The organism is Streptococcus sp. HMSC062B01, from assembly GCF_001811085.1.
Lineage (GTDB): Bacteria > Bacillota > Bacilli > Lactobacillales > Streptococcaceae > Streptococcus > Streptococcus gordonii.
In genome coordinates this window covers 1-12,359 of the sequence record NZ_KZ672793.1, presented here as the reverse complement: position 1 = coordinate 12,359, position 12,359 = coordinate 1, and the positions used below count along the sequence as shown (strand labels likewise).

The 12,359-nt window shown below is 37.0% G+C and carries 10 protein-coding genes and 3 pseudogenes; 12 read left to right on the top strand and 1 reads right to left on the bottom strand.

The window, feature by feature from the left end:
* On the top strand, window positions 1-300 hold a 300-nt coding region (locus tag HMPREF2780_RS11780; protein WP_233994385.1), incomplete at its 5' end, for an LPXTG cell wall anchor domain-containing protein.
* Between the two features lie 438 nt (window positions 301-738).
* A pseudogene (gene tnpA, locus HMPREF2780_RS07530) lies at window positions 739-1,164 on the top strand (IS200/IS605 family transposase).
* Here tnpA and HMPREF2780_RS11775 read toward each other — a convergent pair.
* Window positions 1,114-1,966: pseudogene (locus tag HMPREF2780_RS11775) on the bottom strand (IS110 family transposase). The pseudogenes tnpA and HMPREF2780_RS11775 overlap by 51 nt on opposite strands.
* Window positions 1,967-2,184: 218 nt before the next feature.
* Between HMPREF2780_RS11775 and HMPREF2780_RS07520 the strand changes: the two are divergent.
* The 10 genes and pseudogenes from HMPREF2780_RS07520 to HMPREF2780_RS07475 all read left to right on the top strand — a co-directional run.
* Window positions 2,185-2,406: pseudogene (locus HMPREF2780_RS07520) on the top strand (HNH/ENDO VII family nuclease); the annotation flags it as partial.
* Complete coding sequence (locus tag HMPREF2780_RS07515; RefSeq protein ID WP_061583769.1) at window positions 2,406-2,810, top strand: SMI1/KNR4 family protein; 405 nt, start codon at window positions 2,406-2,408, stop codon at window positions 2,808-2,810. The pseudogene HMPREF2780_RS07520 and the gene HMPREF2780_RS07515, both read left to right, overlap by 1 nt.
* A gap of 149 nt (window positions 2,811-2,959) precedes the next feature.
* Window positions 2,960-3,421 carry a hypothetical protein gene (locus HMPREF2780_RS07510; RefSeq protein ID WP_060553563.1) on the top strand — a complete coding sequence of 154 codons (462 nt, stop codon included), beginning with the start codon at window positions 2,960-2,962 and terminating at the stop codon, window positions 3,419-3,421.
* 263 nt (window positions 3,422-3,684) lie between these two features.
* Window positions 3,685-5,421, top strand: a complete 1,737-nt coding sequence (locus HMPREF2780_RS07505) for an ABC transporter ATP-binding protein (RefSeq protein WP_048780045.1) — start codon at window positions 3,685-3,687, stop codon at window positions 5,419-5,421.
* Window positions 5,422-5,430: 9 nt separating this feature from the next.
* The gene (locus HMPREF2780_RS07500) at window positions 5,431-7,209 is read left to right on the top strand and encodes an ABC transporter ATP-binding protein (protein ID WP_105026430.1); all 1,779 of its coding nucleotides are present in this window, start codon (window positions 5,431-5,433) and stop codon (window positions 7,207-7,209) included.
* A gap of 54 nt (window positions 7,210-7,263) precedes the next feature.
* Window positions 7,264-7,818: a GNAT family N-acetyltransferase gene (locus tag HMPREF2780_RS07495; protein WP_061599178.1), complete on the top strand. Its 555-nt coding sequence runs from the start codon at window positions 7,264-7,266 to the stop codon at window positions 7,816-7,818.
* A gap of 149 nt (window positions 7,819-7,967) precedes the next feature.
* A complete protein-coding gene (gene brnQ / locus HMPREF2780_RS07490; RefSeq protein ID WP_061595867.1) occupies window positions 7,968-9,293 on the top strand; it encodes a branched-chain amino acid transport system II carrier protein in 1,326 nt (441 codons plus the stop codon).
* 164 nt (window positions 9,294-9,457) lie between these two features.
* On the top strand, window positions 9,458-10,126 hold the full coding sequence (locus HMPREF2780_RS07485; RefSeq protein ID WP_105026429.1) for a hypothetical protein: 669 nt from the start codon (window positions 9,458-9,460) through the stop codon (window positions 10,124-10,126).
* 45 nt (window positions 10,127-10,171) lie between these two features.
* The gene (locus tag HMPREF2780_RS07480; RefSeq protein ID WP_061595866.1) at window positions 10,172-10,867 is read left to right on the top strand and encodes a hypothetical protein; all 696 of its coding nucleotides are present in this window, start codon (window positions 10,172-10,174) and stop codon (window positions 10,865-10,867) included.
* A gap of 123 nt (window positions 10,868-10,990) precedes the next feature.
* A partial coding sequence (locus HMPREF2780_RS07475; RefSeq protein WP_105026428.1) for an SSURE domain-containing protein occupies window positions 10,991-12,359 on the top strand: 1,369 nt, incomplete at its 3' end.

The following is a 12,359-nucleotide window of genomic DNA, read 5'->3' as shown; positions in this document are numbered from 1 at the left end:
GATAAGGAAGGGAATGACATTCCAGGTTATCCAACCGAAGACGGCGAACAACCTAAGAAAGATATCCCAGGTTACCGCTTCGTAGAGACTAAGAAACTTCCAAACGGCGACACAGAACATGTCTACGAAAAAGTTGTTACTGCCCCTCAACAAAAACCGACTGAGCAATCTCCAACTACTAAAGCAACCAAAGAATTACCTAATACTGGTACGGAAGATCATGCAGCTTTGGCAACTCTAGGAGTACTTGGTTTGATGAGCGGATTTGGACTTGTGTCTCGCAAGAAAAAAGAAGACTAATTTTTTTCTATGGATACATAAATAAGAGAAATATTTAGATTCTTTTCTACTATTTGTCAAGGGTAATGCGGATTTCCAGTTCAAAATATATTCTCATTGAGTATTAAGGTAATATTTTAAGGATAAGTTCGAGCTGTTACAATGATAGGGCATAGTTGACTTTAATGATTTTAAGTTGAAGTATAGTTGTAAAGTTTGTTATGCATTACAAGGTAATACATTATCCTGATGAGTTGATGTATTAAGACAATCGCATGTGGCTTAGTTAAAGTCGTCTGCGATTGTCTTCTTTGTTGTCTCTTGAAAACCACTAGCTATGCTAGTGGTTCCGGATAGCTTTTAGCGTGGTAAGAAAAGAACCTCCTAAACTGATAAGATAGAAGTGGTTTCCCCGCCACTACTAAACATCACAAAGGAGATATCTCATGAGAGAGGCTAATGAAAGTTTATAATATACCAAAGTATCGTCGTCAAATCATTTACGGCAGATATAAAGCTAGTATCGGAAAAATCATACGTGACTTATGTGAGTGAAAAGGTGTGACCATCCATTAAGCCAATGCTTGTTTCGATCATATTCATATGCTTGTCAGTATCCCGCCCAAACTCAGTGTTTCGGATTTCATGGGATATTTAAAGGGAAATAGCAGCTTGATGATTTTTGATAAGCATGCGAATTTAAAATACAAATATGAGAATCGAAAGTTTTGGTGCAGAGGCTATTATGTAGATACGGTAGGCCGTAATCAGAAAGTGATAGCTGAATATATTCAAAATCAATTACAAGAAGACAGAGTAGTAGACCAGCTTACTTTATTCGAGGCAGTAGATCCGTTTACTGGCGAAATGAATAGGAGAAAGTAAGTCAAGGTGCTTAAGTACCTGCTCGGGAAAGTGGTGCGCGAGGAAGCTATTTCGGCGGGCTTTTACCCCTGACCGGTAGAAGCGGCTTACAGCCGCAGAACAAACCACCAGTTTACACTGGTGGTTTTGATTCTCATAGAAGTCTGCAATGTGATATGGATTGGTGTGACTAGCTGAAGCGATGTTATGAATATATTTATATAGGATTTTTCTAGTGTAAGGATTACTACGCTTGGTAATATGTTCCTGTGCCAGATAATCACCAGATTAAAAGAGTTCGAGATCAATATTAATAAAGATATTGTTTGGTTGGGAAGACCGTCAAGAGATTCCAATATTGCTATCCTGTAGGTATAGAGAGCAAGTTCTCGAGTTCTGGGAAGGAAACTTGAAGAACCTTGTGTAACCTATTTTCTTAGGCCTGACGATATCTTCTGTCAGATTCTGATAGAATCGGCTGGGGTCACTATAAGTTGTTTTACGATTTAAGACAAATTTGTGAGGAAGCTAATTTGTCTACATCAATTTTATCTATTTTCCGTGCTCCCAGACTATTCAACTGTTTTTAGCTTCCAGAAGGTTAAGACGTATATAAGCGTATCCATTATTATCTAGAAATGCTTGAGGACGGTGAGAATAGACACCCGTAGCTTGGAATATAATATCTGTTGTGTTGCTCTGTTTTCAGGTCTTTCAGTAGGTGATTAAATCCAATCGTACCATTGGGCATAGAGTAGTAACCATGTATATTTTGTCCGTTGATAAGAATAGCTACTTCAGAGTTTGCTTTACTCACATCAATTCCTAAAACCTATCCATATCATGTTTACTTCTTTGTCTTGAATGGATTCCTTATTTTAGTGATTTCATTTCCAATATGATGTCCGGCATATCCCACATACTTTGATAAAATTTGAACTAAAACAGGTCTCTTGCCAATTTGTAAAACGACATCTAGCGCCATAGAGCCCTACGACTTTACAAGATACCTTAGATGAATTAGGAAAAACGAATAAGGAGCGGATGCTTGATGGTAAGCCTCCCCTAGCAGACGGTAAACCAGTCGAATTACATCATATCGGTCAAAGACAGGACTCTCCATTGGCAGAGTTAACTTTCAATGAACACAAGAGTAACTATAGTAATCTACATGAAGTTCCACCTCAATCATCTCAAATTGATAGAGGAGAATTTAGAAAAGAAAAAGCAGAATATTGGAGAATGAGAGGAGAAGAATTATAATGACAAATGTTACCAATGAATTGAAAAAAATCTCAGATCTAGTTTCTACAAAAGGCGCAAGTAATGAACAGATAGTGGAAGCACAAAATAAGTTATCACTAGAATTTCCAACTGACTTCATTGAGTATTTAAAAGAGTTTGGACTTGTCAATTTTTATGGAGTTGAATGGCAGGGCTTAAATGGGCCAGATTATTTAAATGTTGTAAAATCAACCCTTGAGGCTCGGGAAACCTATCCTGATTTTCCAGTGAATATGTTTATTCTTGAAGATTTAGGATTTGATGGATTTCTAATCTTAGTTGATACAAAAGGTTCTGTTTATGAATGGAAATATGGAACCTGTAAAAAAATCTATCCAAGTATGGTAGAATATCTTGAAGAATGTATTGAAAGAAAGGTTTAGTAAATGTAAAATTTACGTTGAAGAGTTTCTTTATATCAAGGTTAATTACTTATTTTTCAAACTCCCTAAAATCAATTTTCCTTTTCGGGCTATTGTTAGATAGTGAAATTTTTGTTATAATAGCAATATCAAATTTATAGGAGTATACAATGAAATCTATCAAACGTATTGTTTTAGCTACAATTTTTGCAATTGGTGCTATTATCCTTGTAGCATGTTCAGGCGCTGCTAAGAGCGACAACGGAACCTATGTTTATGAAGCTTCTAAGGATTTTATTAAGAACACACTTAAGGAGCAAGGCGCTTCAAGTGAAGAAGCAGAAAAATACGCTGATCAATTTTCTTTGAAAATGACAATTGAAATCAAAGATACCAAAGGTAAAGTAACTCTTGAAGCTAAAGCTTTGGGCAATAAGAAAAATCAAGATTATAAATTAAAAGTTGATCAAAAGAATAAAACTCTTGAATCAGAAAAGGGTGGCAACGACAAAGTTAAGTACAAAATTGAAGGCGATGTGTTGACATTGGATCTTTCTCAGTTGGAATCTGGTCAAGCTGACAAAGCTACTCTGGCAATCTTCAAAGATGCTAAGTTTAAACGAACTAAATAGTGAACGAAGTGAGATTTATAATCTCACTTTTTTCAATGATTTATGGCTTGCTAAATGAATGGCCACTAGGAGTTGGTTTATTAAAACTACAAACTTTCAAATCAAAAAGGCTCTTGTTTTCTTCAGATTCCTCTTGCAGAAAAGAGATAGCTTTTGGTATAATATTGATGAATTGAAGCAAAAGAATTCAATTTTTCAGTTGAGTATGAAAAAGTGCTGGAGAGTGCTTTTTTATTGTTTAAAAATGGTTTTTAGGAGGAGAGATGAAATATATTTGGTCTTATTTAAGAAGATATCCTAAATGGCTCTTATTGGATTTCCTAGGAGCGATTTTCTTTGTCGTTGTAAATTTAGGTCTTCCTACAGTTCTTGCTCGTATGATTGATGAGGGGATTAACCAAGGAGATACCAGTCGTCTGTATTTTTGGGCATTTATAATGTTATTAGTTATTGTAGCAGGCGTCTTTGGAAGAATTGTCCTGTCCTATGCGGCTGGTAAATTAACAACTAGTATGGTTCGTGATATGAGAAATGATCTTTACGCTAAGCTACAAGAGTATTCTCATCATGAATATGAACAGATTGGTGTGTCTTCGCTAGTGACACGGATTACAAGTGATGCTTTTGTTCTCATGCAATTTGCTGAGCAGAGCTTAAAAATGGGGGTTATTACACCCATGATGATGCTTTCAAGTGTTTTTATGATCTTTTTAACAAGTCCGTCCTTGGCTTGGATTGTCGCTATTTCCCTTCCTTTTTTGGCGGTAGTGGTTTGGTATGTGGCTGTTAAGACACGTCCTCTATCAGAGAAGCAGCAAAAAACTTTGGATAAAATTAACCAATATGCTCGGGAAAATTTAACAGGTTTACGGGTCATTCGTGCATTTGCAAGAGAAGAGTTTCAAGAGGAGCGCTTTGCTTCAGAAAATGAAATCTATGCTGACAATTCCAATAAATTGTTCAAACTGACAGGATTAACAGAACCTTTATTTGTTCAAATCATTATTGCCATGATTGTCGCTATTGTTTGGTTTGCTTTGCAGCCTTTAGGAAGTGGTGAATTAAGAATTGGTGACTTGGTTGCCTTTATTGAGTACAGTTTTCATGCTTTACTGTCTTTCTTATTTTTATCAAGTCTCTTTACCATGTATCCTAGAACAGCCGTCTCTAGTGAGCGTCTAAAGGAAGTTATGGATATGCCTATCTCCATTAATCCTAATGAAGATGGTATTACTGAAACTGAAAGCCATGGTTATCTAGAGTTTGACAATGTAACCTTTGCTTATCCAGGGGAGACGGAGAGCCCGGTCCTTCATAATATTTCTTTCAAGGCCAAACCTGGTGAAACTGTTGCCTTTATTGGTTCTACAGGATCAGGTAAGTCTTCCTTAGTACAATTGATACCACGTTTTTATGATGTTACTCTAGGGAAAATTTTGGTAGATGGAGTTGATGTTCGAGACTATCAACTTAAAGCCTTGCGTCAAAAGATTGGTTTCATTCCCCAAAAAGCTCTGCTATTTACAGGTACCATCGCAGAAAACTTGAGGTATGGTAAAGAAGATGCCAGTCATGAAGAACTAAATCAAGCTGCAGATGTGGCTCAAGCTAAAGAATTTATCGAAAGTCGTGAGGAGCGATTTGAAACACACCTGGCTGAAGGAGGAAGCAATCTTTCTGGAGGTCAAAAACAACGTCTGTCAATCGCTCGTGCTGTTGTAAAAGAGCCGGATATATATATATTTGATGATTCGTTTTCAGCTCTCGACTACAAGACGGATGCTATCTTACGTCGTCGTTTGAAAGAAGTAACCCAGAATGCAACGGTTTTAATCGTTGCCCAGCGGGTTGGCACGATTATGGATGCAGATCAAATTATCGTTTTGGATAAGGGTGAAATCGTTGGTCGGGGAAGACATGAAGAACTCATGGAATCCAATGCCATTTATCGAGAAATTGCCCAATCCCAGCTTAACAGTCAGTCATTAACAGAAGAATAGGAGGGAAACATGGAGAAAAAACATTCTTTTGCTCGTTTATGGAGCTATTTAAAAGTCTATAAAGTATCTGTCATTTTAGCTGTTTTCCTCAAGATTCTTAGTGTCGTTATGAGTGTTTTGGAGCCATTTGTGTTGGGGCTTGCAATTACAGAACTGACTAGCAATCTTTTGGATATGGCTAAGGGAGTTGAAGGAGCTCACATTAATGTCAGTTATGTTGGTTGGGTCATGGTCTTGTACTTTGTTCGAGCACTCTTCTATGAAATCGGTTCTTACTATTCCAACTATTTCATGACCAATGCAGTACAAAATACCATTCGGGATTTGAGAAATGAACTCAGCCATAAAATTAATCAGATTCCCGTATCTTATTTTGATAAGCACCAGTTTGGGGATTTACTGGGCAGATTTACTAGTGATGTAGAGACAGTATCAAACGCCTTGCAACAAAGTTTTTTGCAAGTAGTGAATGCTGTATTTACTATTTCCTTGGTTATGTTTATGGTTCTGTATCTAAACCTGTCACTTGCTCTGCTTGTGATTATCAGTATTCCTTTGACCTATTTTGCGGCAAACTTTATATTGAAGAAATCTCAACCTTACTTTAAAAAGCAGGCTGATATTTTGGGAGAAATGAATGGTTTTGTCCAAGAGAATCTAAGTGGTTTTAATGTTTTAAAACTTTACGGAAGAGAAGAGGCTTCCAGTCAAGACTTTGAAGCTATTACACAAAATCTTCAAGAAGTAGGTTTTAAGGCTAGTTTTATTTCAGGTTTGATGATGCCTGTTTTGAACGCGATTTCTGATTTGACTTATTTACTTGTAGCAGTTATTGGTGGATTGCAAGTTATTTCTGGTCAATTAACAATTGGGAATATGCAAGCTTTTGTTCAATATGTTTGGCAGGTTAGTCAGCCAATTCAAAACCTAACACAGCTAGCAGGTCAATTGCAAAGCGCCAAGTCTTCTTTAGACCGGGTTTTCCAAGTTCTGGACGAGGCAGACGAAGTCAATGATGTGTCTGAAAGACTGGAACACGACTTAACTGGTCAGGTCAGCTTTCATGATGTAGACTTTCAGTATGTGGCAGATAAGCCACTCATTCGGAATTTCAATCTAGAAGTCAAACCTGGAGAAATGGTAGCCATAGTCGGTCCGACTGGTGCTGGTAAGACCACGCTGATTAATTTGCTCATGCGTTTCTACGATGTAACCAAAGGTGCGATTACGGTGGATGGTCACGATATTCGAGAACTTTCCCGTCAGGACTACCGCAAACAGTTCGGTATGGTGTTGCAGGATGCTTGGCTTTACGAGGGAACGATTAAGGAAAATCTTCGTTTCGGGAATTTACAGGCCACTGATGAGGAAATTGTAGAAGCGGCCAAGGCAGCTAATGTGGATCACTTTATCCGAACCTTGCCGGGTGGCTATAACATGGAAATGAACCAGGAATCCAGCAATATTTCCCTGGGGCAGAAACAGTTGCTTACGATTGCACGAGCGCTTTTAGCAGATCCTAAGATTCTGATTTTGGATGAAGCGACCTCATCAGTCGATACACGTCTTGAACTCTTGATTCAGAAGGCTATGAAGACACTCATGCAAGGGCGGACCAGTTTTGTCATTGCTCACCGACTGTCAACCATTCAGGAGGCAGATAAGATTTTGGTGCTCAAGGATGGTCAGATTATCGAGCAAGGTAATCACGAGAGTCTTTTGGCAGATAAAGGATTTTATTATGAACTTTATCAAAGTCAATTTTCTAAGAAAGCAGAAGAAACTTGAAAACTTGCTAAAATGTTTGGTAACTGCTAGAATATTAAACGAAGTGAGGTAGCAATGTCTTTAACTAGTCAAATTATTACAGCAGAATTTCCTGATTTGGATAAGGTAGAAGCTCTTAATCGAGAAGCTTTTCCTGAAGAAGAGAGAGTTCCTATTAGTGAATTTCTCCGCTATACCAATGATGAGCAGTCCCATTTCTTTGCTTTTTACAATGAAGAAGAGTTTGTGGGCTTTGCTTTTGCGATCTACAATGAAAAATGCTTTTATGTTAGTTTTTTTGCGATTATGCCACATCTTCGAAGTCACGGTTATGGTGGAGAAATCATCCATAAACTAACAGAGTTTTACCAAAAAACCATGGTTTTAGAAGTAGAACGTTTAGATGAAGAGTGTGATAATCTAGAGCAACGTCAAGCACGTATGGATTTCTATAAAAGAAATGGATTCAAAACGAGTAATGCTTTTCTAGAATATGATGACCTAAGCTTTGAAATCTTATATTTAGGCGATCACTTTGATGAGGAAGCCTATCGGGATATTTTTCATATTCTCCAAGAGAAGAACTTTTTTGAATTTGAAATTAAGTATAGAAGATTTAGTGATGCGTAAATAAATAAGACCTCTGAACTGTTTTTCAGAGGTCTTTGTCTGAATGTACTTGTCTTTTTTATGATTGATTTGTTCTTGATTTCACTTGTTTTGCAAAATATAATATTTTTGTTATAATGTGAAAATGTTATAAATAAAGAGGAGTTATTATGATAAAAAAAGGTGCCTTAACAGGCTTGCTCTTGTTTGGAATATTTTTTGGTGCAGGAAACTTGATTTTTCCACCATCTTTGGGTGTTCAGTCGGGTTCTAATTTTTGGCCAGCTATTGGTGGCTTTGTCTTGTCTGGGGTCGGGATTGCTGTATTAACCTTGGTTATTGGGACTCTCAATCCTAAGGGATACATTCATGAGATTTCTCAGAAAATTGCACCTTGGTTTGCTATCGTCTATCTGGTTGCTCTCTATTTGTCCATCGGTCCCTTCTTTGCGATTCCGCGGACTGCAACAGTAGCCTATGAAGTTGGGATATCTCCTTTACTTCCTAAAGATATGACTGGTCTTGGTTTGATTGTTTTCACGACAATTTATTTTGCTGCAGCGTATCTGATTTCTTTAAATCCATCAAAGATTTTAGATCGGATTGGTCGCATTCTAACTCCAGTTTTTGCGATTTTAATTATTGTTTTAATTATACTGGGTGCCTTTAAATATGGTTCAGCAGCACCTCAGCAGGCATCAGCTGCCTACGCTGCATCAGCATTTGGACAAGGCTTCTTGGAAGGATATAATACTTTAGATGCCTTGGCTTCGGTAGCTTTTAGCGTAATTGCTGTAACTACACTGAATCAACTGGGGTTCAAAAATAAAAAAGAATACGTTTCAACTATTTGGATTGTCGGACTAATTGTTGCCCTTGCCTTTAGTGCTATGTATATTGGTTTAGGATATCTAGGTAATCATTTTCCAGTTCCTGCCGAAGTGATTGCTAAGGGCAATGCTGGTGTTTATGTTCTATCTCAAGCTACTCAGGCTATTTTTGGCCCAACGGCTCAAATTTTCCTAGCAGCTATGGTAACAGTGACTTGCTTTACGACCACAGCTGGTTTGATCGTTTCAACAGGAGAGTTCTTTAACAATACTTTCCCGAAAGTATCTTATAAAACTTATGCAACCATCTTTACTTTGATTGGTTATGCCATTGCGAACCTTGGTTTGAATGCGATTATCCAATATTCAGAACCAGTTTTGAAAATTCTTTATCCAGTTACGATTGTGATTGTGATGATCGTTATTGTAAATAAATTCTTACCCTTGTCAAAAATTGGTATGCAAGTGACGGTTGCGCTAGTGACTTTGATTGCTCTTGCAAGCATTTTGGGTTCTTTATTCAAAGTCAAGGAAGTTATGGATGCAATAAATACTTTGCCTTTTGCCCAAGCTTCTTTGCCTTGGTTACTTCCAGCGTTTTTAGGAATTATTTTGTCACTCATTTTACCTGATAAACAAAAAAGTGATTCTTTTGAAATGATCTAGAGTATAATCCTCAAGTTTTTGTGGCTTGGGGATTTTATTTGTTTCAAGCTCTTGTTGAAGTATTTTGTTATAATATTGTTCTAGTGAATAGCTTTTTTTAGAACAGTTAAGATATATTTATTAAACAGCTTTTTATTTTCTTTAAGGAGGTGTGAATTGAAAGAATGAAAAATAAGAAAAGTTTGATTTTAATCCTTGCTTCTTTACCTTTTCTTTCTATTGCCTTTTATTTCTTTATGATTCCTAGGGATTCTCTTCAAAAAGGTCCCATGTATGAGTTGTTAGAAAAGAAAGGTTTTGTCTACGTTGAAAGCCGATATCATAGTGTCAAAGGAATTGATTTTAAAAATAAAGAGGCTTTTGAAAATGACCAATACCTTATAAAAAACGGAAAATTATATGATGGCGTTGGGGAAAAAGATGCAAAAGATCGATTTGACCAGCTTCTTTTAGATGAGTTTTCATTTATCTTGTCTCACCCTAAATTGACGAGCGATCAAATATTTATAGAAAGTTATCAGTTCACACTTTCGGCAGATGAAGTTATCAATAAGGATCTGCTGAAGGAAAGGCATATACCAAAACTTGAACGACTTTATTCAATTTATCAAGATAGTTTTAAAAAAGTGAGGATTAGCTTTAATAAAGAAAATTTACCTACGAAAGTTGAACTTTATTATGAGGGTGAAAATGGTCTAGCTTGGTATAGCTGGCGAACCTATTCCTATCCTTACAAGAATGAAGCTGATTTTAAAGAAGACTTGGATAGTGTTTACAAGATATACAAGGATCAACAGAAAATAGAAGCAGATAAAAAGAAAAGTAAAAAGTAGGATTTCTTATAATAGATAATTACCTTCATAACAAAAGGAGTGAGAATGTTTAAAAAATGGTCAAGTTATATTAGGGCTTGCATAGCTCTATTTATTTTTATTGTCCTAGTCCTCGTAATGCAGAACTTGTTATTTTTTTACACTTCCAAAGCTTCTAGCATTCTTCTGCAAAAACGTTTTGTATTTGTACAGGAAGTGACAGATGTAGAAGAGGAGTTCTATTCGAAAGGAATTGCATTTGATTTAAAGAAAAGGGAATTCTTTGATACTAGTAATGGATGGGCCATTAAAGATGGGCAAGAGTATAGCAAGTATGGGCGAGAAGATGCGCAAGATTCTTATAATAAGGCTCTATACAGCGAAGTTACCTCAGCTCTCCTTACCCTTAAGGTGACGCCCAATCAAATTAAGAATGCAAATTATGAAATCATCATGTCCCCAGAGACTCTTGTGAATAAATCGCTCTACAAAGCTAAAAGATCTCCAGAATTTGAAGAATTGTTTATGGATAAAGAGCTTGGCTTTAGCAAAGTTCGGATATCTTTTAATAAAGATTTTCTTCCTACAAAAATTGATTATTTTTACAAAGGACAAAAAGGTTTCAAGTGGTACACCAAACGATTGTATTCCTATCCTTATGAAAATGACGCAGATTTTGAAAAGTATTTAAATAGTTATCTTGAATATCTTAAAGAATGGAATAAAGAATATGAAGCAGAAAGAGAAGAAGAGGAATCCTAAAATGAATAAAAAGTTCTTTATCAAGATATCAAATTCAAGTTTTCTCAAATCGATCTCCCTATTTTTAGGGAGATTTTTATTTTATACTAGAGTCATAAAAAAACAAACCTAAAGGAGAATCTTATGAAATTCAATACAAATCAAAAATATACCCGCTGGTCAATCCGTCGTTTAAGCGTGGGTGTGGCTTCCGTCGTTGTTGCCAGTGGTTTCTTTTTGCTAGTTGGTCAACCAAATACCGTACATGCAGATGATCTCACTTCAACTCCTACTAAAGTTCTTCAAGAAGATTCGTCATTATTAGAAAAGAATAAGTTGCCAGAGACAGCTTTAAAAGAAGAAATGGATTCTGCTCTACCTGCAAATCAGTCAGCTACTAAGGAAGAGGTTGATGAAACTATTTCTCTAGATAAGTCTAGCCTAGCTCCTAAGGAAGAAGTGGTAAAACCCAAAGAAGAACAGACTATAGCAGAAGTTAGCAATCAAAAAGAAGAAGCTAAACCGGAGGCAACTCTTGTTGAAGTTTCAAACCAAGATCGTGAAGCGACTACTTCTCAATCGGTAACGACTCCAGATGAAGTTAGAAAAGGAGTTGAAGAAAATACTAAGGACTCAGTAGATGTTCCGGCCAGCTATTTAGAAAAAGCGAATGTTCCTGGTCCATTCTTGGCAGGTGTTAATCAAGTTATTCCGTATGAAGCTTTCGGTGGAGACGGCATGTTGACGCGTCTCTTACTCAAATCTTCTGACAAAGCCCCATGGTCAGATAATGGTTCGGCTAAAAATCCTGCTCTCTTGCCGCTTGAAGGCTTAGCGAAGGGTCAATACTTCTACGAAGTGGATTTGAACGGCAATACTACAGGTAAAGATGGACAAGCTCTTCTTGACCAACTTCGCACTAATGGAACATATGCTTACCAAGCGACTGTTAAAGTCTATGGTGCTAAAGATGGAAAAGCAGATTTAACCAATCTCGTAGCTACAAAAAATGTAACTGTTAACTTGAACGGCCTTGTTTCAAAAGAAGCAGTCAAAGACTCAGTCACCAAAAATATTAAAGACCATATTGATGTCCCAGCCAGCTATTTAGAAAAAGCAAACGTTCCTGGTCCATTCTTGGCTGGTGTCAATCAAGTTATTCCGTATGAAGCTTTCGGTGGAGATGGTATGTTGACTCGCCTCTTGTTAAAAGCCTCAGACAAAGCCCCATGGTCAGATAATGGTTCGGCTAAAAATCCTGCTCTATTGCCGCTTGAAGGCTTAGCGAAAGGTCAATACTTCTACGAAGTAGATTTGAACGGCAATACTACAGGTAAAGACGGGCAAGCCCTTCTTGACCAACTTCGCCTTAATGGCACTCATGCTTACCAAGCGACTGTCAAAGTCTATGGTGCTAAAGATGGAAAAGCAGATTTAACCAATCTCGTAGCTACAAAAGATGTAACTGTTAGTTTAAATGGCCTTGTTTCAAAAGAAGCAGTCAAAGACTCAG

What these genes read in the sequence shown, in the direction of transcription:
- HMPREF2780_RS07515 (WP_061583769.1), top strand. Translation starts at nt 2,406, where the DNA reads ATGACAAATGTTACCAATGAATTGAAAAAAATCTCAGATCTAGTTTCT.
- HMPREF2780_RS07505 (WP_048780045.1), top strand. Translation starts at nt 3,685, where the DNA reads ATGAAATATATTTGGTCTTATTTAAGAAGATATCCTAAATGGCTCTTA.
- HMPREF2780_RS07500 (WP_105026430.1), top strand. Translation starts at nt 5,431, where the DNA reads ATGGAGAAAAAACATTCTTTTGCTCGTTTATGGAGCTATTTAAAAGTC.
- HMPREF2780_RS07485 (WP_105026429.1), top strand. Translation starts at nt 9,458, where the DNA reads ATGAAAAATAAGAAAAGTTTGATTTTAATCCTTGCTTCTTTACCTTTT.
- HMPREF2780_RS07495 (WP_061599178.1), top strand. Translation starts at nt 7,264, where the DNA reads ATGTCTTTAACTAGTCAAATTATTACAGCAGAATTTCCTGATTTGGAT.
- brnQ (WP_061595867.1), top strand. Translation starts at nt 7,968, where the DNA reads ATGATAAAAAAAGGTGCCTTAACAGGCTTGCTCTTGTTTGGAATATTT.
- HMPREF2780_RS07510 (WP_060553563.1), top strand. Translation starts at nt 2,960, where the DNA reads ATGAAATCTATCAAACGTATTGTTTTAGCTACAATTTTTGCAATTGGT.
- HMPREF2780_RS07480 (WP_061595866.1), top strand. Translation starts at nt 10,172, where the DNA reads ATGTTTAAAAAATGGTCAAGTTATATTAGGGCTTGCATAGCTCTATTT.